Source organism: Paraburkholderia sp. BL9I2N2 (assembly GCF_004339745.1).
Classification (GTDB): Bacteria; Pseudomonadota; Gammaproteobacteria; order Burkholderiales; family Burkholderiaceae; genus Paraburkholderia.
Genome location: NZ_SMGP01000001.1, coordinates 4,180,105 through 4,203,171, shown reverse-complemented (window position 1 = coordinate 4,203,171; position 23,067 = coordinate 4,180,105). Strand labels below are relative to the sequence as shown.

Here is a 23,067-nt window from a genome sequence, read left to right as displayed (position 1 = left end):
TCCCTTTCGAACCCTTCCTTGATCAATGGCGGGTGAACGCGCGCTTTGTCGTCGTGTGCCCGCGACGGATCATCTTGCTGCGCCTGGAGCCCGGATTTGAACGCGCCTGACTCGATCGATATGAAACCCGCCGCTGGTCACGGCACGCAATACGTCGCCCATAAACTGGAGCGCGGCCATCATCTGATGGACGACGCTGAGCAGGCGGCGCGGCGTCGGCGTTCGCGGCGTGCGAACTTCATCAAGTGGCTGCGCAAGGTGCACGGGTGGGTCGGCCTGTGGGGCGCGGTGCTCGGCCTGATGTTCGGCGCGACCGGTTTCCTGCTGAATCACCGCGCCGGTCCGTTGAAGGTGTCGTCGGGCGAGCCGCAGGTCGAGGAAATGCAGATCCCCGTGCCGCAACAGCAGCTGCATTCGCCGATGGACATGGCGAAGTGGCTCAAGAGCGAATTGAAGATCGACGGCAAGCCGGGCAGGATGAAGCGCGAGCCGGCGCATCCGGTGGCGTGGGGCGATCGCAGCACGATGCAGCCGGAGTTCTGGCAAGTCGACATCACGGGGCCGTCGCAGAACGTGCAGGCTGAGTATTGGGTGGGCAACGGTTTCGTCGCGGTGAAACGCACGCACAACTCGTTTCTCGCGACCATGAACAACCTGCACAAAGGCGTGGGCCTGAGCGTCGGCTGGGTGTTGCTGATCGATACGATCGCCGGCAGCATGATTCTGCTTTCGCTGACCGGCGTCCTGTTGTGGACCGAGTTGAACAAGCGCCGCGTGGTGGGCGCTGTGCTCGTGGGCGGATCGGTGATCGCCGCGGTGGTGTGCGGTTTGATGTAAGCCGCGCTGCGCTATTGTGCGCAGCGGCGGTTAGGAAAAGCGCCGTGCGCCGGCAAGATTCGCTTCAAACGCTGCAAGCCGCCCCGCCGGAAGCCGCGATCTCCCGCGCGGCCTTGGCGCCTTCGACCTGAAGCAAGGTCGGCAGCGAAACGCCGTTCTTGGCCGCCGTCACCTCGGCGAGAATCGACACCGCGATTTCAGGCGGCGTGCGGCTGCCGATGTAAATTCCAACCGGTCCATGCAAGCGGGCCAACTCGGTATCGTTCAGATCGAACTCCTTAAGACGTTCGCGCCGCGCCTGATTATTCCTTCGCGAACCCAACGCGCCGACATAAAACGCCGGCGTCTTCAACGCTTCCATCAGTGCGAGATCGTCGAGCTTCGGGTCGTGCGTCAGCGCGATCACCGCGCAGCGCTCGTCGAGTTTCATCTCGATCACGGTGTCGTCGGGCATGGTCCGCACGATCTTCGTGCCGGGAATATTCCATTCCTCGGTGTACTCCTCGCGCGGATCGCACACGGTGACCTGATAATCGAGCCCCACCGCGATATGGCACAGATAGCGCGACAACTGCCCCGCGCCGATCACCAGCATGCGGTAACGCGGACCATGAATCGTCAGCAGACGTTCGCCGTCGAAATGCACGCCGTCGGTTGCCTGCGCGTCTTCGAGCTGCGTCGCGCCCGTCGACATATTCACTTCGCGAGCCACGAGGCGTCCGTTCTCCACCGCGTTGCACAGTTCGGCAATGCCGCTTTGCGGCGTCAGCGGTTCGAGCACCAACTGGATCGTGCCGCCGCACGGCAGCCCGAAGCGATGCGCTTCCTCCGCCGTGATGCCGTACTTGACCGCTTCCGGCCGTGTTTGCTCGATACCGCGTTGCCGCACGCGGTCGATCAGATCGTCTTCGATGCAGCCGCCCGATACCGAGCCCACCACGAGTCCATCGTCGCGCACCGCGAGCATCGCGCCCTCGGGACGCGGCGACGAGCCCCACGTCTTCACCACCGTCACCAGTAGCGCGCGATGTCCTTCTTCCAGCCAGCGTGCGCTGGACTTCAGGACTTCGAGATCCACGCTGTCCATGATTTCTTCCTTTTCGTTGCGTCGCCGCCGGACTCGCCGTCCGCGGCCTCATTCGATGCTGTATTGTGCGGCACCGCGTCATCGGCTGCATTCTCACCGGCGTCCGGGGCTGCCGCGCCCTCGCTGTCGCCGCCTACTTGGGCGCCGAAGCGCTTGAAGAATTCGCCTGCGATTTTACGCGCCGCGCCGTCGACGAGCCGCGAGCCGATCTGCGCGAGCTTGCCGCCGACCTGTGCGCTCGCCGTGTAGCTGAGCTTCGTGGCGGCCTCTCCGTCGGCTTCGAGCGAGACGTGCGCGTTGCCTTTGGCGAAACCCGCGGCGCCGCCCTGGCCTTCGAATACGATGCTGTACGAGTTCGGCGCGTCGATGTCGGTGAGTTGCATGCGGCCCTTGAAGCGCGCCTTGACCGGGCCGACTGCGGCGCTCAGCGCCACTACGTAGGCGTTTTCGCCGTCCGGGTCGATGCTTTCGCAGCCCGGAATGCAGGCGCGCAAAACCTCAGTGTCGTTCAGCGCGTCCCATGTGCGCTGCTGCGAAACGGGCAGCGTATGGGTTTCAGTCAATTCCATGATGTCGCTCCTGCGGTACCTGTGACGCCGGCACTGCGACGAGGCGCGCGCGAGAGTTGCGCGAGGTCGCGGCCGAACGCCGTCAGGCTGTCTAGATTATGAACTGGACGATGCGCGTCGACATACGGCAGGATCGCCTGCACGCCGCGCGCTTTCGGAGAAAAGCCGCTGAAACGCAGCAGCGGGTTGAGCCAGATGATGCGGTGTGCGAAGCGGTGCAGGCGGGCCATCTCGGTATCGAGCACATCGATCGCCTCATGATCGAGGCCGTCCGTGACGAGCAGCACCGTGGCCCGCCCGGTCAGCACGCGCCGCGCCCACCGGCGGTTGAATTCGGCGAGCGCGGCGCCGATCCGCGTGCCGCCCGACCAGTCCACCACCTGCTCGGTGAGCGTCGCGATCGCCACATCGGGATCGCGCTCGCGTAGCGCGCGCGTCGCGTTGGTGAGCCGCGTGCCGAACAGAAACACTTGCAAGCGTTCACGCGATTGCAACAGCGCGTGGCAGAAATACAGCACCGCGCGCGAATAGCTGCTCATCGAACCGGAGATGTCGAGCAGCAATACCAGCGGCGGCTTGCGTTCGACTACCGCGCGATACTTCCACACCGTCCAGTCGCCGCCCGCGCGCACCGCGTGCCGGGCGCTCGCGCGCAAGTCCGCATGCGTGCCGTGCGAGGCGGCTTTCAGACGACGCGTCGGTTCGGTGGCGAGCGGCAGACGCTGGCCGCGAATCAGATGACGCAGGGTGCGCCATTCATCGGCGGAAAGGGTGTCGAAATCGCGGTGACGTAACCGCTCTTCCGCACTGAAGGTGACGTGCGCATGCAGTTCGTGTTGCTCGGTTTCCTGCGGCGCTTTGCCATGCGGTGATTTCGGCGCGCGCACGGCCAGTGCATCGGCGAGACGGTTGTTGCGTTTGGGTGGCGGCAGGCCGTCGCGGACTTTCGGCAGAAGCAGCGCGCGCAGCTTGCCTTCCCAATCGGGATCGCGCCAGAACAAATCGAACGCGGCGTTGAACAGATCGCGCTCGTCGGGCGCCGACACCAGCGACGCGGCGAGGGCGGCGCGCACGTCGTCGCGGCGGCTCAGATCGATCCAGTGCAGCGCGGCGAGCGCATCGACGGCTTGCGCGGGCGACATCGGCAAACCGGCGCCGCGCAGCACGCGCACGAAATGCACGACGTTGCGGGCGAGCGTGGGCGTGTCGTCGAGCGGTGAGGCGGGCTCGCCGGACGCGCTGCCGGGCAAGCCAATGCGATGGCCTGAAGCGTCGCCGTTGCCCGTGTCGATTGAATTCGTCATGCTGGCTATCCAGGCGCGGCGAGACACTGTGCGATTTGCGCGGCATCGATGCGCGCCAGATCGTCCTGATACTTGAGCAGCACGCCAAGCGTGTTGTGCACCGATTGCGGATCGAGCTCCGTCACCGACAACGCCTCCAACGCGCGGCACCAATCGATCGTTTCGGCGATGCCGGGCGCCTTGAACAGATCCATGCCGCGCAGCCGGTGCACGAAATCGACCGCACGCCGCTGCAATTCCGCTGACGTTTGTGGTGCGCGAGCGGCGACGATCTCCAACTCGCGATCGCGCTCCGGATAGCCGATCCATTGATACAGGCACCGGCGCTTCAAGGCGTCGTGCACTTCGCGCGTCCGGTTCGAGGTCATCACGACGAGCGGCGGTTGCACTGCGCGGACCGTGCCGTATTCGGGAATCGATACCTGGAAGTCCGAAAGCAGTTCCAGCAGAAAGGCTTCGAACGGTTCATCGGCGCGGTCGATTTCGTCGATCAGCAACACGCGCCGCGCGCCGGGATGATTTTCGTCCGGCATCAGCGCTTGCAGCAACGGACGCTTCAGCAGGAATTCGCCGCGATACAAGGTGTCGTTATCGGGACGTTCGCCCGCGGCTTCGGCAAGCCGCAGCGCCATGATCTGCCGCGGATAGTCCCATTCGTAGAGCGCGCTGGCCGTGTCGAGACCTTCATAGCATTGCAGGCGCAACATCGAGGTGCCGAGCATGCCCGCTGCGGCCTTGGCGAGTTCCGTCTTGCCGACGCCCGGCTCGCCTTCGACGAACAACGGCCGCTCCATGCGCAGCGCGAGATACAGCGCGGTCGCCAGCTCGCGGCTGGCGAAATAGCTTTGGGCGGCGAGTTGAGCGAGGGTGTCGTCGATTGAAGCGGGCTGCATGGTGTTCCTGAATCTGCGCAATGGAGCGACGCCAATGAAGCAAAGCGGCCTTAACGCACATGAGCAAATGCGGCTGGTGTGTCCTGTGCCGAGGCACAAGGCACACCAGCCACGAACGGCAAGGAAAAGCTAAGTGTTCGCCTTCGTCACCGCGCGCGCGGCCAGCACCGGAATCAGATGCGCGCGGTATTCGGCGCTCGCGTGCATGTCGGTGTTCAGGTCGGCAGCCGACACCGTCACCCCGCGTGCTGCCTCGGGCGTGAAGTTAGCCGACAACGCGCTTTCCAGTTCCGGCACACGAAACACCGACGACGCCGCGCCCGTCACCGCGACGCGCACACCGCCCGCGAACTTCGCGACGAACACGCCGACCAACGCAAAGTGCGAAGCGGGATTGCGGAATTTCTCGTACGCCGCGCGTTCGGGCACGGGAAACTCCACGGCGACGATTAGCTCATCGGGCGCCAACGCCGTCTCATACATGCCGACGAAGAAGTCGCTCGACGCAATGCGCCGCCGGTCCGTGACGATAGTCGCGTCCAACCCCACGGCCGCCGCCGGATAACACGCGGCCGGGTCGTTGTTGGCGAGCGAGCCGCCTATCGTGCCGAGCGCTCGCACCTGACGATCGCCGATGTGCGCGGCGAGATCCGCGAGCCCTGGCGAAACGCGCCGAAGTTCCGCGTGATCCGCCACGTCGGCATGGCACACGGCGGCGCCGATCGTCACCGTTTTTGCGTCGACGGTGATCGCCTTGAGCGCGGGAATGCGCGTCACGTCGATCAGTTGCGACGGCTGGGCGAGCCGCAACCGCATGGTGGGCAATAGGCTTTGGCCGCCGGCCAGAAACTTGGCGTCGCTGTCGGCCGTGAGAATGGCGGCGGCGGCTTTAGGATCCGTCGCGCGTTGATACTCGAATGAATACATGTCGAATGCTCCGCTCAGGATCTCAATGGGGTTGCTTGGCAGCGTGAATCGCGGACCACACGCGATGCGGCGTTGCCGGCATTTGCAGGTCGGTCACACCGAGCGGCGCGAGCGCGTCGAGGATTGCGTTGATCACCGCTGGCGGCGAGCCGATCGCGCCCGCTTCGCCGCAGCCTTTCACGCCGAGCGGATTGTGCGTGCACGGCGTGCCCTTCGCGGTTTCGACGGTGAAGTTCGGCAGATCGGACGCATGCGGCATCGCGTAGTCCATGTACGAGCCGGACAGAAGTTGGCCGCTCTCGTTGTCGTACACGCAGCGCTCCAGCATCGCCTGGCCGATGCCCTGCGCGAGCCCGCCATGCACCTGTCCTTCGACGATCATCGGATTGATCACGTTGCCGAAATCGTCGACCGCGGTGAACTGCTGGATCCGGCACACGCCTGTCTCGGGATCGACTTCGATTTCGCAGATGTACGCGCCGGACGGATAGGTGAAGTTGGTCGGATCGTAGAACGCGCTTTCTTCGAGGCCCGGTTCGAGCACGTCGAGCGGGTAGTTGTGCGGCACGTAGGCGGCGAGCGAGATGTCGGCGAACGCTTTGGTGCGATCGGTGCCCGCGACGCGGAACACGCCGTCCTTGAACTCGATGTCTTCCGCCGCGGCTTCGAGCAGGTGCGCGGCGATCTTTTTCGCCTTGGTTTCGATCTTGTCGAGCGCCTTCATGATCGCCGAGCCGCCGACCGCGATCGAGCGCGACCCATACGTCCCCATGCCGAATGGAATGCGGCCGGTGTCGCCGTGGACGATCTCGACGCTTTCCAGTGCGATGCCGAGCCGGTCGGCCACCACTTGCGCGAAGGTTGTCTCATGTCCCTGGCCGTGACTATGCGAGCCCGTGAACACAGTGACCGATCCGGTGGGGTGCACGCGAATCTGGCCGACTTCGAACAGGCCGGCTCGCGCGCCCAACGCGCCCGCGATATTCGACGGCGCGAGACCGCACGCCTCGATGTAGCACGAGTAGCCAAGCCCGCGCAGTTTGCCGTTCTTTTCGGATTCCTGTTTGCGCGCCGCGAAGCCTTTGACGTCCGCGAGTTCGAGCGAGCGGGCGAGGATGGTCTCGTAATCACCGGTGTCGTAGGTGAGGCCGACCGGCGTCGCGTACGGAAACTCGCGGATGAAATTGCGCCGGCGAATCTCCGCCGGATCGAGCTTCATATCACGCGCGGCGGTTTCCACCAGCCGCTCCACCACGTACGTCGCTTCGGGGCGGCCCGCGCCGCGATAGGCATCGACGGGAACGGTGTTGGTGAAGACCGCTTTCACTTCCGCATAGATCGCGGGTGTAGCGTACTGACCGGCGAGCAGCGTGGCGTACAGAATGGTCGGCACGCTCGACGCGAACGTGGACAGATACGCGCCCATGTTGGCGGTCGTGTGGATGCGCATGCCGAGGAACTTGCCGTTCGCGTCCATGGCCAGTTCGGCCTTGGTCACGTGATCGCGGCCGTGCGCGTCCGAGACGAACGCTTCCGAGCGCTCGGCCGTCCACTTGACCGGACGGCGGATTTTCTTCGACGCCCAGGTCAGCGCGACGTCTTCCGCATATAGGAAGATCTTCGATCCGAAGCCGCCGCCGACGTCCGGCGCGATCACGCGCAGTTTCGATTCCGGCAGCGACAGCACGAACGCGGCCATCAGCAGGCGCTCCACGTGCGGATTCTGATTCGCGACGTAGAGCGTGTAGCTCTCGTCCTGCGCGGAGTAGCTCGCGTTGACCGCGCGCGGTTCGATTGCGTTCGGGATCAGGCGGTTATTGACGATGTCGAGCGTGGTGACGTGCGCGGCTTTGGCGAAGGCGGCGTCGGTGGCGGCTTTGTCGCCGTGGCCCCAGTTGTAGCAGATGTTGTCCGGCACTTCGTCGTGCACGGCGGGCTGGCCGGCGTCGGCTGCATGCGCGGTGTCGACCACCGCCGGCAGCACGTCGTAATCGACTTCGATCAATTCGGCGGCGTCTTTGGCGGCCTTGATCGAATCGGCGATGACGAGCGCGACCTGATCGCCGACGTGACGCACTTTCGTATGCGCGATGATCGGATGCGGCGGCTCGTTCATCGGCTTGCCGTCGGTGCTGTGAATCAGCCAGCCGCACGGCAGGCCGCCGACGTTGTCAGCGGCCATGTCCGCGCCGGTGAAGATCGCGACCACGCCGGGCGACTGTTTGGCCGCGGCGGTGTCGATGCTGTTGATCTTCGCGTGCGCGTGGGGCGAGCGCAGGAACACCGCGTAGGTTTGCTGGGGCAGGACGATGTCGTCCGTGTACTGGCCGTTGCCGGTCAGGAACCGATAGTCTTCCTTGCGTTCGACGGAAGCGCCAATCAGGTGAGTGTCGGGTGCGTTCATCGTCGGCTCCTCAGGCGGTGGCCGGTGCGTTGGCATTCTTGGCGGCGTTGGCCGTGCCGGCGGACTTCATGCCTTCGGCGCCTTCGAGCACTGCTTTGACGATGTTGTGATAGCCCGTACAGCGGCACAGATTGCCGTCGAACTGGGCGCGCACGTCTTCGCCGGTGAGATCCGGTTGGCGCTGGACCAGCGAGACCGCGCTCATCACCATGCCGGGGGTGCAGAAGCCGCACTGCAGGCCGTGGCAGTGTTTGAAGGCCGTCTGCATGGGATGTAATGCGCCGTCTGTCGCGAGCCCTTCGATGGTGGTGATGTCCGCGCCTTCCGCTTGCACCGCGAGGATGTTGCAGGATTTGATCGCGCGTCCGTTCAGGTGGACCGTGCATGCGCCGCATTGGGCTGTGTCGCAGCCGACGTGTGTGCCGGTGAGGCGCAGTTGATCTCGAAGGAACTGGACAAGCAGAGTGCCAGGGTCGATTGAGGCGCTGATGGGCGCGCCGTTCACCGTCAGACTGATGCTGATCGCCATGAAGTTGTCTCCTTATGGGGTGAGACCGGACCTTTTTGCTTGGTCTTTCTTCTGTTGCCTGTTTCGTGGGGTCCGATGCGGGTGCTGCGGGGTTTTTCTTTCTTTATACGGCTGCTGAAAAGTAAAGCACAAATTGGGCTGGGGCGCTATGAGGGGTTTTTTTGCGCGGGGCGCTTTTGGGGTGTTGGCCTTTCCTTGAATTCGTTGTGGTCTATTGGCGTTGCCCCTGTGCGGGGCGGCACCTACTTTCTTTGCCGCGGCAAAGAAAGTAGGCAAAGAAAGCCGCTTCACACCGCCAGCTTATAAGCGGCTCCCCTGGCTCGGAGGAGGCAGTGGTGCATCTGGAATCCGTGCCCTCGCACATTCGACGTGAGTGACAAGGCAGTCATGCTTCCCGCCTCGCACTGCGTGCTCGCCGGAACGGTCCGCCGGAACCGGCGGTTCGTTTGTGCGCTGCGGGAGCCGTCGGCTTTGCCTCGGCGAGGCGGCCGAAATGGACGCGGTTAAAGAAGCGCTCGGGCGCAAGGGGAGGGCCCGTGATTTCAGACGTGCCGCTGGCGAGACGGCCGGTGGTTTGAGAAGTGCCACCGGCGCAAGAGACGGCCGTGATTCGACGAGAGCTTCTGGCGCGAGAGACGGGTAGCGATTCGACGAGTGTTGCTGGCGCGAAAGACGGGCAGCGTTTTGAGAAGTATCGACCCGCGAGACAACCGCCGTTGGATGAACTACCGCGACGGCGCGCGGAGCGCCGCCGGAAGAATGAGCGCTTTGTCACTGACGGGTAATGTGCGAGGGGACGGATTCCAGATGCACCACTACCGCGACTGTGCGGGGGACCCGCTTAAGAATTAGCGGTGTGAAGCCGCTTTCTTTGCCTACTTTCTTTGCGGCGGCAAAGAAAGTAGGTGCCGCCCCGCACAGGGGCAACGCTAATGGACCACTATGAATTCAAGGAAAGGCCAACACCCCAAAGACCACGGGCAAAAAAACAGCCAATAAGCAGGCAAAAAAAAATCACTTGCTCAACTTGGAATGCCGCCGAGAATAGCCGAAATAGATAACCATCCCAATGAGCAACCAAACCACAAACGCCACCCAGGTAATCGCCTGAAGATTAACCATCAAAAACAGACAAGAAGCGACCGCCAAAACCGGCACAACCGGCACCCCAGGACACCGAAACGCCCTCGGCAAATCCGGATGCGTCTTCCGCAAAACCAGCACCGCAATCGACACCATCGAAAACGCGGCCAACGTACCGATATTGATCAGCTCAGCCAACACATTCAACGGCACGAGCGCCCCGATCAACCCAAAGAAAATCCCAACGAGCCAGGTCGTAAAAAACGGCGTAGCAAACCGCGGATGCACCTTCGAAAGCCGAGCAGGCAACAACCCATCCCGCGACATCGCAAAAATCACCCGCGTCTGCCCATAAGCCATCACCAGAATCACCGTCAGCATGCCCAGCACGGCGCCGAGGTCGATAAAACCCGCCACCCACTTTTGCCCCGCCACCTGCAACGCATACGACACCGGGTGCGAAATATTCGCGAACTGCGCCGACGGCACGATGCCGGTGACCACGGCAGCCACTGCCACGTACAACACCGCGCAAACGCCCAGCGACGCAATGATCCCGATCGGCAGATCGCGCTTTGGATCCTTCACCTCTTCCGCCGCGGACGACACCGAATCGAAGCCGATGAACGCGAAGAACATCACCGCCGCCGCACCGAACACGCCATTCCAGCCGTTCGGCATGAACGGATGCCAGTTGGCCGGCGTCACGTGAAACACGCCCACGCCGATCACGAGCAACACCACGACGACCTTGATCGCGACCATGATGTTGTTGATCCGCGCCGACTCGCGCACGCCGACCGACAACAGCGCGGTGATCGCCATCATCACGAGGAAGGCGGGCAGGTTGAAGAGCGTGTCATGGCCGGGCAACGCGCCCGGCGCGGCCGTCAGCGCGACCGGCAAGGACACGCCGAAGCCCGACAGCAAGGATTGCAGATAACCCGACCAGCCCACCGACACCGCCGAGGTGGCCAGCCCATACTCGAGCATCAAGTCCCAGCCGATAATCCACGCGGCCAGTTCGCCAAGCGTCGCATACGAGTAGGTGTAGATCGACCCGGCCACCGGAATCGTCGAGGCGAATTCGGCGTAGGCGAGCGCAGCGAAGCCGCAGGCGACAGCGGCGATCAGGAACGAGATCATCAGCGCCGGGCCGGCCTGCACGGCGCCCGTACCGGTCAGCACAAAAATGCCGGTGCCGATAATGGCGCCTACACCCAGGAAGGTCAGATCGAGCGCACCGAGCGCTTTCTTCAAGCCGGCGTTCTGAGCACTCGCGGCGATCATGTGCTCGACGCTCTTTTTGCGAAACAGGGACATTGGCGGGGTCTCCAGTAGTGCACGCGTGTTGCGCGCCGAATGTCGGGAAACCCGCGATTTTAGCGGATGCATGACCTTGCACCATTTTGGGACGTGCTTTTCAGGGCCGATGCGCCGGGCTGAAAATCCCCGGCAGAGACGATTCCAGCGGCACCCTCGTCCGCCGGACAGGCAATGGCCGCAAGGCTTTAGCTTGATGCGTGGCCAACCGGACGGGAATCGCTCTCTTGCAAATGAGTCGCGGCAAGGCCGAGCTATGCAGCGACACAGAGTCGCGCTGGCGTCGAAGGGAGGTCAGCCCGCCATCGCCGGATTCAGATCGATGAGCCGGTTGCTCATCACATAGAACGTCAGCTCGGCGTTATTGCGCAGTTTCATTTTCTCGAGCAGCCGAGTGCGGTAGACGCTGACCGTCTTCACCGACAGCGAGAGCGCCACGGCGATATCCGTCAGCCGCTTGCCCGACGCGAGCATGCACAACGTCTGATACTCGCGGTCGGAAAGTTTTTCGTGCGGCAACTGTTCGCCGTCGAAGGAAACGTAGTCGGCGAGCGCTTCGGCCATCGCCGGGCTCACGTATTTGCGGCCCGCCGCGACCTGCTTGATCGCGCCGATCATCTGCGCGGCGTCGACAGTCTTTGACAGGTAGCCGGCGGCGCCGGCCTTCAATGCGCGCACGGCGTACTGGTCCTCGCGGTACATCGAGAACATCAGCACGGCCACGCGCGGCGCCTTGCGCTTCAGACGTTTGAGCACTTCCACGCCGTTCATGTCGGGCAGCGAAATGTCCAGCAGCACCACGTCGTAGCTGTGGCGGGCGGCGGCGTCGAGCGCTTCCGCGCCGCTTTGCGCTTCGGTGACTTCGCGCGCCACGCCGCGGTCGAGCAGCAATTGGCGGACGCCCTGGCGAACCACCGCGTGGTCGTCGGCGAGCAGAATGCGCAGACTCATGATGGTGTACTCACGATTGCAGCGCGTGCCGAGCAGCGCGCGGCGCGTGCGCCAGCATCGCGTCCCAGGCAAAGCGCGCGCGCACGAGGGTTCCGCGCGACGCGTTGCCGCTCTCGCCGCGCTCCTGACCGGCGCGCCGTGCGCTCACGCGCAGCGTGCCGTCGAACGCCGCGCAGCGCGCCTGCATGCCGCTCAGGCCGAAATGGCCAAGGCGGCTGCGGGCGTTGCGCGTGACGCCGACACCGTCGTCGCTGATGATCAGCGTGAGGTGACGGCGGCTGGTTTCGATGCGCACGTCCGCCGATTCGGCGCGCGCGTGCTTGGCAATATTGTTCAGCGCTTCCTGCGCGACGCGGAATACGGCCAGCGCGGCGTCGGCGGGCAGGCGCGTCAGACGCACGTCGGCGGCGCACACGAAGCTCGTGCGCAGTTGCGTGCGCGCGGCGAAGTCGCCGGTCCAGTGGGCCAGCGCGCCGACAATGCCGGCCTCGAGCGACGGCGCATGCAGTTCCGCGACAGCCTGACGGCTGGCCTCGCACACGGCGTCGAGCGACCGGTTCGCCACGGCGAGCGCGGCGGCGCACTGCGGCGGCGCACCGGCGGGCAGCCAGGTTTCGACGCCGGCGAGCGCGAAACGCGTCGCCGTCAGTTCGGCACCCACGCCATCGTGCAACTCACGCGCCACATGGCGGCACGCGGCTTCCTGCGCCTGAACCAGTTCGGCCGAGAGTTCGCGCACCCGGGCGCGCAGCCGCGCGAGTTCCCGTTCGGCCGACGAAGCGAGCGCAACGGGCTCGCCCGCGACGGACGCGTCGAATCCGTCACGTGCCGGTGACGATGGAAGCGGGGCGGTGAACGGGACGACAGTCGACGTATCCATGACTTTCCCTCTCAGGAAGCGCTGTGGACAGCGAAGCGGATGCGCATCGGCGGCGCGAAGACGAAAGAACGCATGTGGGTCTCTGGCCTCCAGGTGCAGGCCGTCGCGCTTAGGACGCAACGGCCGAATCGCTACGGTGTGAAGTAACGAAATTTACATTCAGTAACATGGCGGGTGTGCCACGACAGGCGTGTCAATTCGACTGATGATGCGCCGCGATGATATCTCATTAAAAGAAAAAATGCAGTTCCACCAAGGGTTAGCGCCTACAATTCACGCAATGGTTGATGATTTGCAACGCCCGGTTTGTAGGAAGAATACCGACGCACAATGTCACTCTGGCGACGCCAAATTGTAACTGCGAAAAAAAAAGGAGCCCGAAGGCTCCTTTTGCTGATTTCGCGGCACGGGCCGCGAATTTCGGACCGTGACTTAGCCGACGAAGGCCTTTTCGACCACGTAGTGGCCCGGCGCGTTGTTGCTGCCTTCCTGGAAGCCCGCTTCGTCGAGCAGCTTGCGCGTGTCGCGCAGCATGTGCGGGCTGCCGCAGAGCATGATGCGGTCGTTTTCGAGCGAGAAACCCGGCACGCCGAGGTCGGCGAACAGCTTTTCGGTTTCGATCAGCTCGGTGATACGGCCGCGGTTCTGGAACGCTTCACGCGTGACCGTCGGGTAGTACAGCAGCTTTTCCTGAACCAGCTCGCCCAGATGCTCGTGCGCCGGCAGGTGATCCGTGATGTATTCCTTGTACGCCAGCTCGTCGACGAAACGGCAGGTGTGCGTGAGCACGACGCGCTCGTAGCGGTCGTAGATATCCGGATCTTTGATGATCGACATGAACGGCGCGAGCCCCGTGCCGGTGGACAACAGCCACAGGGTCTTGCCCGGCAGCAGGTTGTCGGCCATCAGCGTGCCGACCGGCTTTTTGCCGATCAGGACTTCGTCGCCGACCTTCAGATGCTGCAAACGCGACGTGAGCGGGCCGTCCTGCACCTTGATGCTCAGGAATTCGAGATGCTCTTCGTAGTTCGCACTTGCGAGGCTGTAGGCGCGGATCAGCGGCTTGCCGTCGACTTCGAGGCCCACCATCGTGAATTGGCCGTTTTCGAAACGGAACGACGGATCGCGCGTGCAGGTGAAGCTGAAAAGCGTATCGGTCCAGTGATGGACGCTCAGGACGGTTTGTGAATTCAGGTTGCTCATGGCTTCTTGGATAGTGCGAAAACAAAGGCGGCCAGTCGTTTTGAGCCGGCCGGCACGGCAAGGGCGATGCTGCGCTAACCCATACGGGAATCACGCGCAATCCGCTATTTTACCGCGCCCGCTGCCTGAGGGGCTGCGACGCGGCGGTTGAGCGTGGTGAAGCGGGTTACCGGACCTGGAAGCGTCGGCGCCGGCTGTCTTTGCGATCGGCGCCGCGGAATACGTTGGCGTGGTGCGGCTACGCGCTTCAGCAGGGGTGCGGCGATGGGCGAATGCCGCGCAGGGCGGCTGCCATCGGTTATCCGGGATGCGCCGGGTAGGCGCGCCGCGCGGGCAACATTTTCAGGATGATACCGAAACCCGCCATGCGCTGCAGCATTGACCCTGCTGATAAAACTGGCAAAAGCGTAATGGATGGTGAGGAAGCGGAACGCGGCGAGGTGCGCGGCGTGCGTGCGAGGGCGTTTCTATCGGGCCCGTTCTGACCGTGATAGGTTGGTACACAAAGGCGTGTGGGTGATTGATAAAAACGCCGGAATCCCATTTGTAGTAAGGATTCTGGCGTTTTCCGCTTTGATTACCTCGATGCTCATGAACGTGAGCACAAGACCGCCGCGAGCTCTCGCCGCATCGATCGACCGTTTGAGCGTGAATCAGCCAGTCACGCCGCAGCCACGACCCGCTTTTTCCCGCGCTGCTTCAGCACGCGAGCCTGCAACACGATCACCAGCAGCAGGAACACGCCTCGAATCACCGACTGCCAATACGCCGACAAGCTGATAAACCCCAGCCCGTTCTCGAAGTTCAGCAGATTGAACACCAGCCCGAGCAACAACACGCCGGCAATCGTCATCGCGATCGAGCCTTCGCCGCCCGTGAGCAGCGTGCCGCCGAGCACCACCGCCGAGATCGCGAACAGCTCCCAGCCGACGCCTTCGTTCGGTTGTCCCGCGCCGAACTGCGCGGCGAGGATCACGCCCGCCATGCCGGCGAGCAGGCCGCTCACCGCATAGGCCATCACGAGCGTGCGGTCGACGTTCAGGCCCATCAGCCGCGCGGCTTCCTCGCTGCCGCCGATCGCCAGCGAATGCCGGCCGAAGCGGGTACTGCGCAGCGCGAGCCAGCCGGCTAACGCCGCCACGACGGCGACGAGGCCCGGAATCGGCAGTCCGAACAGATCGCCCTGGCCGAAGTTGCCGAAGTTCGAGTCGGCGGCAATCGACACCGCATCGTTCTTGCCGAGCAGCAGCGCGACGCCGTGCGCGCCGAGACTCGTCGCGAGCGTGACGATGAACGGCAGGATTTTCAGGCGCGTGATGATCAGGCCGTTCAGCACGCCGACCGCGAGTCCCGCGGCGCATCCTGCCAGCACGGCAACCCAGCCGCCGTAGACGCTGGTCAGCGCGGCGACGACACTCGCCAGCGCGGCCACCGTGCCCACCGAGAGGTCGATGCCGCCCGTGATGATCACGAACGCCATGCCGACCGAGATGAGCGCGAACATCGAGTTGTAGCGCCAGAACGACGTGATGTTGTACGCCGAGCCGAAATGCTCGTAGCGCACGAGGCCGAATACGACGAGCGCGGCTAGTGCGAGCAAGATAGGGAGATTCTTTTTCATCGCTTCGAGTCCGGAATTTTCTCTGAGGCGCGTGATTTAGCGAGACTTAGCGCGAGCGCCGCTGCATATAAACCGCCGCGACGATGATGCCGGCCTTCACCACCAGCGCCGCCGCGTCGGGAATGCCGTGCGCGAGCAGCGTGTAGCGCAGCAACTGGATGATCAGCGCGCCGATCAGCGTGCCGCCGATATACGCCTTGCCGCCGGTGAGCGCCGTGCCGCCGACGGCGACCGCCGCGATCGCATCGAGCTCGACGCCGAGCCCGACCACGTTCGCATCCGAGGACGAATTCACGGAGATCGAGATCAGCCCCGCCAGCCCCGCGAGCGCAGCGCACAGCGTGTAGGCGATCAGCTTCACCGTGGCCGTCGGCACCCCGCATAGATAGGCGGCCTTTTCGTTGCCGCCGGTGATCAGCAGATACTGGCCGAACAGTGTCTTGCGCACGACCCACACGAATGCGGCGACCAGCGCCAGCATCAGCAGCACCTGGAAGGGCACGCCTGCAACCTTGCCCAGCGCGATCCACTGGAACGCGGGCGTGTTGAACGCCTGCAGGCTGCCGTCGGTGACCACTTGCGCGATGCCGCGTCCGGCGATGAACAGCACCAGCGTCGCGACAATCGGCTGCACGGATAACCTCGTCACCAGCAAGCCGTTGAAGACGCCACACAGCGCGGCGGCGAGCACCGGCAGCACGAACGCGAGCGCAATGCCGCCGGGTCCGGCAATGTTCAGGAACAGCATCGGCGCGAGCGCACCGGAGATCGCCATCGACGCACCCACCGACAGATCGATGCCGCCGGTCGCCACCACCAGCGTCATGCCGATGCCGACGATCACGATCGTCACCACCTGCGTCATGTTGACGTTGAAGGTTTGCAGCGACCAGAAATGCGGCGTGAAGATCAGATTGAAGAGCACCATCGCGAGCAGGACGATGACTTCCCGCTGCATCGCGAGATGGCGCCATTTACGCACCGTCGTTGCCGGGGCGGCGGGCGGCGCGGCCGTCATCTGCTGGGCGGTTTCGCCGAGCCGCGGCTCGGTATGCAACGATTCCGTGTGCAACTTAAGCGCCATGACGGTCGCCCTCCAACGCGTCTTCGATGTGTGCGGCGTTTGCCGTTTGCGCGGCTTCGGCCAGTTGCGAATGGCCGTCGCTGCCGTAGGCGATGGCGTCCATGATCGCGCTCTCGCTCATGTCGGCGCCGTTCAGTTCGGCGACAGTGCGGCCGTCGCGGATCACCACCGCGCGATCGGCCACGGCGGTCAGCTCCTCCAGTTCGGACGCGGACAGCAGCACGGCGAGGCCCGCGTCGCGCAACTCGCGCACGATCTTCGCCACATCCGCTTTGGCGCCGACGTCGATGCCGCGCGTCGGTTCGTCGAGCAGCAAGAGCGAAGGCTCGGCTGCGAGCCAGCGCGCCAGCAGAACCTTCTGCTGATTGCCACCCGACAGTTCGCGGATCGGCTGATCGGCGGAACGCAGCTTGATGCCGAGCGACGCGATGAAACGATCGACGATCGCCTGCTGCTTCTTCACGTCGACCACGCCGTTCTTTGCCAGCGTGCGCAGACAGACGAGCGTGAGGTTGTCACGCACCGAGAGTTCGGGGACGATGCCCTCGGCCTTGCGGTCTTCGGTGAGATAGGCGAGGCCGCGCGCAATTGCGTCCTGTGGCGACTTCAGCGCCACCGTTTCGCCGCCGATCGAGAGCGAGCCTTGCTCCAGCGGATCGGCGCCGAACATCAGCCGCATGGTTTCCGTGCGGCCCGAGCCGAGCAGGCCCGCGAGACCGACTGCTTCGCCCGCATGCACTTCGAGCGAGACGTCGCTCACCTTCGGATGCGCGCTCAGTTGTGTCGCCGCAATCATCTGCTTGCCGCGCCGCGCGAGGTTCGCTTCGCGCGCGTCGGCGTCGTCCTGCACGACGGCGGCGAGCGTGCGGCCGAGCATCGTCGTGACGAGCTGCAGTTTGTCCATGTCCGCCATCGTGCTTTGCGCGACGGTCTGGCCGTCGCGCATCACGGTGACGCGGTCGCACAGCGCATAGAGCTCGTCGAGCCGATGCGACACGAAGATCACGGCGCGGCCGTCGTCGCGCAGCTTGCGCACCACGGTGAAAAGCAACTCCACCTCGCGTTCGTCGAGCGATGAAGTGGACTCGTCCATGATCACCATCTTCGCATCCGACGACACCGCGCGCGCAAGCGCGACCATCTGCTGGATCGCGGTCGAATAGCGGCCGACCGGCTTCTTCACATCGATCTGCAAACCGAATGATTCGAGCAGTGCGGCGGCGCGTTGCTGCACCGCGCGCCAGTCGATCAAGCCGAAGCGGCGCGGCTCGCGGCCGAGGAAAATGTTCTCCGCCACCGAGCGGAACGGCACCAGATTGATCTCCTGATAGATCGTGCTGATGCCGGCTTCGCGCGCCTGCTTGGGCGTGCGGAAATCAACTTCGCGGCCTTCGAAGCGCACGCTTCCCGAGCCGCGCCGATACGCGCCGGTCAGGATCTTGATCATGGTCGATTTGCCCGCGCCGTTCTGCCCGATCAGCGCATGCACTTCGCCGGCGGCGACGCTCAGATTGGCGCTGCGCAACGCGGGTACGCCGCCGAAGCTGATGCCAATGTCCTGCATCTCGAGCAGCGGCGAACGGGTAAGGGGAGAGTGTGGCGTCTCTTTGCCGGATTCCGTCACGGGTGTCCTCCTGATGCGTGTGCTGCCTGATTTGCGGCGTGCGCGCCATGCATTGCACGTGCGAGCCGGTGCGGCCTTTCGTTCGGGCTCAGATGCGGGCGGTGTCGCCGAACCATGTTACGCCGCATAAAAGCGAAGCGACGGCTCGTGCTGCCACGAACGCGTCGCTCCGAACCCTTCCCGCCACCCGCCCCCCGAGGAGACAGATTCGGGGCGGGGACGTCCTGCAAAGCAATCCCCGGACCCCCGATGTTTCAAACAGAACTTACTTCGGGCGGGGCGACTTCCTTCTTCGGGGCGCCGCCGGAGCGCGTGGACGCTCTGCTACAGCGCAGCGCTCAAACTTCAAGACCGCGCATACAGCGGCGCTTAGCCATCAATAGCCGTACTGCATGTTCTGCTGCACGTTGCTCTTGTCGTAGAACTTGTCGGACACCTTGACCCACGTCGGGATCTTTTCGCCCTTCGCGTAACGCTGTGCGACGTCGCAGGCGAGCGGGCCGAAGAACGGGCTCGACTGCACGCTCGCGCCGAGTTCGCCGGCCGCGATCGCGTCCATGCCGCCCTTGGTGCCGTCGATCGTGACGATCTGGATGTCCTTGCCCGGCTGCTTGCCGGCAGCCTTGATCGCGGCGATCGCGCCGAGCGCCATTTCGTCGTTGTGCGCGTAGACGGCGGTCACGTCCGGATGCGCCTGCAGCAGCGTTTCCATGACCTGGCGGCCCTTGTCGCGCGCGAAGTCGCCGCTTTGCGACGCGATGATCGTCATGCCCGGATTCTTCGCGATGATCTCGTCGAAGCCCTTCTTGCGATCGTTCGCGGCGGACGCGCCGGTGGTGCCTTCGAGTTCGATGATCTTCGCCTTGCCCCCAGTCGCCTTGACGAGCCAGTCAGCGGCGCGATGGCCCTGATCAATGAAGTCCGAACCGATGAAGGTGATGTAGTCGCGGCCCGCCTTGGCGACCGATTGATCGACGTCGCGGTCGACCAGGATGACCGGAATGCCGGCCTTCTTGGCTTGCAGCACGACCGGTGCAAGCGGTTTTTCTTCGCGCGGCGGGAACACCAGCAGATCGACGTGCTGCGCGATCATGTTCTGGATGTCCGATACCTGCTTGGAGTTCGAACTGTTGGCGTCGGTCATGACCAACTGCCAGCCGCACTTCGCGGCGATGTCCTTGAAGCTCTTGGTTTCCGCCAGACGCCACGGATTGTTGCTTTCGGTCTGCGCGAAGCCGACCTTCAGCGGAGTCTTGCTGGATAACTTCGGCAGCGCGTCGTCGGCGTGCGCGGCGGCGACACCGAAACCGATTGCCAGAGCCAGCAGCGAACCCGCCAGCGGACGAATCTGCTGCTTGCGCACGTGACTGCGCGACTGCGTGTTGAGCGACGCCATGTCTTCCTCCAGTACCTGGTGAGGTAGGTGTATTTGCTTTTAATTTCTCCTGCCGGCCGGCGTTGATCCGCCCCACCGGACGTGCCGATTATTCCATCCTGAATTATTATCGGTCAATCACTAATAATATTAATTATTGGTTTTTTTGCCTCGGTAATTACCCTGACCGAACCGCGTTCGACGAGCGGACCGTCGAGCTTGACCATGCGATGCCGAACCGGCGCGCCGGCGGCACGGTTGTGTTCTTCCTGCAGCAAGGTCTCAACGGCCCAGCGCCCCAATTCGTAGTTCGGCAGCACGACCGTCGAGAGTGGCGGATGCGTGTGGCGGGCAATTTCCTGGTCGTCGTAGCCGAGCACCGAGACGTCTTCGGGCACGCGCAGGCCGAGTTGCTTCAGCGCTTCGATCGCGCCGATGGCGGTGAGGTCGTTGGCGCAGAAAATCGCGGTCGGCGGATTGGGTTCGCGCATCAGCGAGAGCGTCAGTTCGAAGCCGAGACCCGAGCTCCAGTCGCCGTCGCGCACCATTTCCGGCGCGTAGGGCAGGTCGGCGGTCGCGAGCGCGGTGCGGTAGCCTTTGAGGCGATCCTTCGAGGCATCCTGCCAGGGCTCGCCGTTGATATAGCCGATCCGCCGATGTCCGGCTTGCAGCAGATAGTCGGTCGCCAGATGGCCGCCGGCCACTTCGGCGGGCACCACCGAAGAAAACCCGCCTTCGCCCGTATAGCAGTTCAGCAGCACGGTCGGCACCTGTGACAGCGCCGTCGGCGGCGTCACCTTGCGCGTATAGACGGTCGCGTAAATCACGCCGAACACATGCGGATTCGACAGCGTGGTGTCCAGCACCTGCTTCTCGATGTCGGCGTTGCCGTGCGTCGAATAGACCGCCAGCATCTTGCCGCTTGCGTAGGCCGCATCGCGTGCGCCGTCGATGTTGACGACCGGATGCGGACTGGTGGAAATTTCGTCGGCGAGATAGACGATCAGATTGCGTTCATCGGCCGAAGCCGACACCGGCTCGCGCAGCGACAGCCGGTAGCCGAGGTCGTGCGCGGCCTTCAGCACCTTGTTGCGGGTAGTCTCCGAGAACTTCGCGCCGGTCGCGTTGTTCAGCACCAGCGAGACAGTCGATTGCGACACGCCAGTGAGCTTGGCGATGTCGGTCATGGTCGGACGGCGTTGAGTCGATTTTTTCATTGTGCGGGCCGCAGGAGCGGCGCTAAAGCTGGGGCATGCCGTGGGCATCTCGGTGCTTGACGGTACCACTAATAATATGCGCGCGGCAACGCGCGCTAACCCGTCATTTGGGAGAGCTTCATCGCCGTTTGCACGACCTCAGGCCTGCAATTTATTACTAATAATATTGACGACTGCGCTTTGGCGTGCGATTCTCGGTCGCGCGGATTCTGACAGTCCGCCGGCCGCGCGTTGTGCGCGGCACGTCATAGGAGACACCGATGCGCGTTCATGCCGCCATCCGCCTGAGGCCCCGACTTTTCTGACCATGCGCGACGTTTCCTTGAATTCGATCCGCCCGCTCGCGACCGGGCTCATGTGGCTCGATGATCCCGCGGTCGTGGCCACGGTCGTCACGCTCTCGGACGGCGCGCTGCGTGCCGTGATTGCGCCCGAAGTGGGCGGCGCGCTGGCGGCGTTCTACGAGACGACGCCCGACGGCCCGCTGCATTGGCTGCGGCCGGCAGCGCCGGCGGCCTTCGCTGAACGCGATCCGCTGCGCATGGCGAGCTTTCCGCTCTTTCCCTACTGCAACCGGATTCGCGACGCGCGTTTCGACTTCGACGGCCGCACGATCGATCTCGCCGGCAACGACACGCGTTTCGGCCATGCGCTGCATGGGAATGCGTGGCGGCATCCCTGGCAAGTCGGAGCGCGTACTGAAAGCTCGGTCGAACTGCGCTTCGAACATGAACCGGATTCGCGCGTACCCGGCGACTGGCCGTTTCGCTATTGCGCGCGGCAGCGTATCGAGTTGAGCGGCGGCGCATTGCACATTACGCTATCGGCGCAAAACCTGGCCGGGCAGCCGATGCCGTTCGGCATGGGGCATCACCCGTACTATCCGCGTACTGCGCAGACTCGCGTGTACGCCGACGTGGCAGCCATGTGGCACGCCGACGCCGACGTATTGCCGACGCATCTCGGCCCGCATCCCGCTGTGACCGCGTTGCGCGAAGGCATGTCGCCGGACGCCTTCGATCTCGACAACAACTTTGCGAACTGGTCGCGCGAGGCGACCATTGCGTGGCCCGACGAACACCGTCGACTGACGATGACCGCCGACGCGCCGTTCGATCACATGGTGATATTCGCGCCGGCCAATGATGCACAACTGTGCGTGGAACCGGTGACGAACACCACCGATTGTTTCAACGCGGTCGGCATGCGTGAGCACGTGGGCGGCTGCGTGTTGCAGCCGGGCGAGGAGATCGCCGCGACGCTGAAATGGACGCCGCACAAGGACTAATATGCGGCGCCTGTGGTTTGGTCTGTGTCTATTCGACCCGCAAGCGAGCCATATACGGCAAGTGATCCGAGAGCCACGCGGTTTCTTGCGTCGGCTGGATCCATTCGATCGGCTTCATGCCGCGCACGAACATCTTGTCGAGCGCGAGTGCGGGTGAGAAAGCCGGAAAGGTGCGGCCGGACTCGCCGAGCAGCGTGGCCACTTCTTGCAAACCATGCTCGCCGAACAGCGGCACGGAATCGTTGCGCCAGTCGTTGAAGTCGCCGGCCAGCACCAGCGGACCTTCAGGCGCTTCCTTTGCGATCCAGTGCGCGATCCAGTTCATCTGACGCAAGCGGGCCGAGCGCGTGAGCGCAAGATGCGCGCACAGCAGCGTGACCGAGTGACCGCCGAAGGTGGCTCGCGCCACCAGCAGACCGCGCTTTTCGAAGCGATGCGCGGAGATGTCCCAGCGTCCGCCGAGATCGAGCGGATGCGGCGACAGGATCGCATTGCCATGCCGCCACGACGGTTTGAAAACATTCGGTCCGAGCGCGATTTCGAGTTCGAGCGCGCGCGCGATTTCGGTGGCCTGACAATGCCAGACGTCGCTCAACGGATCGGAGAGCGGCGCGCCGAAACTGCTCGCCAGCACCGGCGACGGCATGCGCCGCGCCATCGCTTCCTGTAAAAAATAGGCGTCCGCGTGGGTCGATTGCACCCAGCGTTGCATGGCTTGCCATGCCTGAAAGCCGAGCGGTGTACGGCCTTTATGCAGGTTCCAGCTCACCGCAATGAAATCCTTGGGCGCTACGCTCTCGCGGATCAATTCTTCGGGGTTTCGCATGCCGCGTTGTCCACGTGTTCTGGTTGGGGGCGTCGGTTAGTC

At 63.9% G+C, this 23,067-nt stretch carries 19 protein-coding genes; 2 read left to right on the top strand and 17 right to left on the bottom strand.

The features are described from left to right. Positions 1–96 precede the first annotated feature (96 nt). Positions 97–837: a PepSY-associated TM helix domain-containing protein gene (locus tag B0G74_RS19230; RefSeq protein WP_132376373.1), complete on the top strand. Its 741-nt coding sequence runs from the start codon at positions 97–99 to the stop codon at positions 835–837. A 64-nt stretch (positions 838–901) separates the two neighbouring features. Here B0G74_RS19230 and B0G74_RS19225 read toward each other — a convergent pair whose 3' ends face one another. The 16 genes from B0G74_RS19225 to B0G74_RS19135 form a co-directional block, all read right to left on the bottom strand. Continuing rightward, a complete protein-coding gene (locus tag B0G74_RS19225) occupies positions 902–1,924 on the bottom strand; it encodes an XdhC family protein (protein ID WP_132376372.1) in 1,023 nt (340 codons plus the stop codon). After that, positions 1,897–2,493 carry a carbon monoxide dehydrogenase subunit G gene (locus B0G74_RS19220; RefSeq protein WP_132376371.1) on the bottom strand — a complete coding sequence of 199 codons (597 nt, stop codon included), beginning with the start codon at positions 2,491–2,493 and terminating at the stop codon, positions 1,897–1,899. Before B0G74_RS19220 ends, B0G74_RS19225 begins: the two co-directional genes overlap by 28 nt. Beyond that, complete coding sequence (locus B0G74_RS19215; RefSeq protein ID WP_243658230.1) at positions 2,484–3,797, bottom strand: VWA domain-containing protein; 1,314 nt, start codon at positions 3,795–3,797, stop codon at positions 2,484–2,486. The genes B0G74_RS19220 and B0G74_RS19215 overlap by 10 nt, the downstream gene beginning before the upstream one ends. A gap of 5 nt (positions 3,798–3,802) precedes the next feature. Next, positions 3,803–4,690 carry a MoxR family ATPase gene (locus B0G74_RS19210; RefSeq protein WP_132376370.1) on the bottom strand — a complete coding sequence of 296 codons (888 nt, stop codon included), beginning with the start codon at positions 4,688–4,690 and terminating at the stop codon, positions 3,803–3,805. A 129-nt stretch (positions 4,691–4,819) separates the two neighbouring features. Then, complete coding sequence (locus B0G74_RS19205; RefSeq protein WP_132376369.1) at positions 4,820–5,617, bottom strand: xanthine dehydrogenase family protein subunit M; 798 nt, start codon at positions 5,615–5,617, stop codon at positions 4,820–4,822. 22 nt (positions 5,618–5,639) lie between these two features. After that, the gene (locus tag B0G74_RS19200; protein ID WP_132376368.1) at positions 5,640–8,021 is read right to left on the bottom strand and encodes a xanthine dehydrogenase family protein molybdopterin-binding subunit; all 2,382 of its coding nucleotides are present in this window, start codon (positions 8,019–8,021) and stop codon (positions 5,640–5,642) included. 10 nt (positions 8,022–8,031) lie between these two features. Next, positions 8,032–8,550: a (2Fe-2S)-binding protein gene (locus B0G74_RS19195; protein WP_132376367.1), complete on the bottom strand. Its 519-nt coding sequence runs from the start codon at positions 8,548–8,550 to the stop codon at positions 8,032–8,034. 1,014 nt (positions 8,551–9,564) lie between these two features. Further along, the gene (locus B0G74_RS19180; RefSeq protein ID WP_132376366.1) at positions 9,565–10,956 is read right to left on the bottom strand and encodes an amino acid permease; all 1,392 of its coding nucleotides are present in this window, start codon (positions 10,954–10,956) and stop codon (positions 9,565–9,567) included. Positions 10,957–11,250: 294 nt separating this feature from the next. Next, positions 11,251–11,907, bottom strand: a complete 657-nt coding sequence (gene rqpR, locus B0G74_RS19175) for a response regulator transcription factor RqpR (RefSeq protein ID WP_132376365.1) — start codon at positions 11,905–11,907, stop codon at positions 11,251–11,253. 10 nt (positions 11,908–11,917) lie between these two features. After that, complete coding sequence (locus B0G74_RS19170; protein ID WP_132376364.1) at positions 11,918–12,787, bottom strand: ATP-binding protein; 870 nt, start codon at positions 12,785–12,787, stop codon at positions 11,918–11,920. Positions 12,788–13,219: 432 nt separating this feature from the next. Beyond that, complete coding sequence (locus B0G74_RS19165; protein ID WP_132376363.1) at positions 13,220–13,990, bottom strand: ferredoxin--NADP reductase; 771 nt, start codon at positions 13,988–13,990, stop codon at positions 13,220–13,222. A gap of 661 nt (positions 13,991–14,651) precedes the next feature. Continuing rightward, the gene (locus B0G74_RS19155) at positions 14,652–15,611 is read right to left on the bottom strand and encodes an ABC transporter permease (RefSeq protein ID WP_132376362.1); all 960 of its coding nucleotides are present in this window, start codon (positions 15,609–15,611) and stop codon (positions 14,652–14,654) included. 46 nt (positions 15,612–15,657) lie between these two features. Then, positions 15,658–16,695 carry an ABC transporter permease gene (locus B0G74_RS19150; protein WP_207915664.1) on the bottom strand — a complete coding sequence of 346 codons (1,038 nt, stop codon included), beginning with the start codon at positions 16,693–16,695 and terminating at the stop codon, positions 15,658–15,660. Continuing rightward, the gene (locus B0G74_RS19145; protein WP_243658271.1) at positions 16,685–18,259 is read right to left on the bottom strand and encodes a sugar ABC transporter ATP-binding protein; all 1,575 of its coding nucleotides are present in this window, start codon (positions 18,257–18,259) and stop codon (positions 16,685–16,687) included. The genes B0G74_RS19150 and B0G74_RS19145 overlap by 11 nt, the downstream gene beginning before the upstream one ends. Before the next feature lie 436 nt (positions 18,260–18,695). After that, positions 18,696–19,715, bottom strand: coding sequence for an ABC transporter substrate-binding protein (locus tag B0G74_RS19140; protein WP_132376360.1), 1,020 nt, complete (start codon positions 19,713–19,715; stop codon positions 18,696–18,698). A 113-nt stretch (positions 19,716–19,828) separates the two neighbouring features. Continuing rightward, a complete protein-coding gene (locus B0G74_RS19135; protein WP_132377006.1) occupies positions 19,829–20,881 on the bottom strand; it encodes a LacI family DNA-binding transcriptional regulator in 1,053 nt (350 codons plus the stop codon). Positions 20,882–21,218: 337 nt separating this feature from the next. On the opposite strand from B0G74_RS19135, the gene B0G74_RS19130 reads away from it, so the two are divergent. Then, the gene (locus tag B0G74_RS19130; RefSeq protein WP_132376359.1) at positions 21,219–22,199 is read left to right on the top strand and encodes an aldose 1-epimerase; all 981 of its coding nucleotides are present in this window, start codon (positions 21,219–21,221) and stop codon (positions 22,197–22,199) included. A 28-nt stretch (positions 22,200–22,227) separates the two neighbouring features. Here B0G74_RS19130 and B0G74_RS19125 read toward each other — a convergent pair whose 3' ends face one another. Continuing rightward, positions 22,228–23,025: an endonuclease/exonuclease/phosphatase family protein gene (locus tag B0G74_RS19125; RefSeq protein WP_132376358.1), complete on the bottom strand. Its 798-nt coding sequence runs from the start codon at positions 23,023–23,025 to the stop codon at positions 22,228–22,230. Positions 23,026–23,067: the final 42 nt, after the last annotated feature.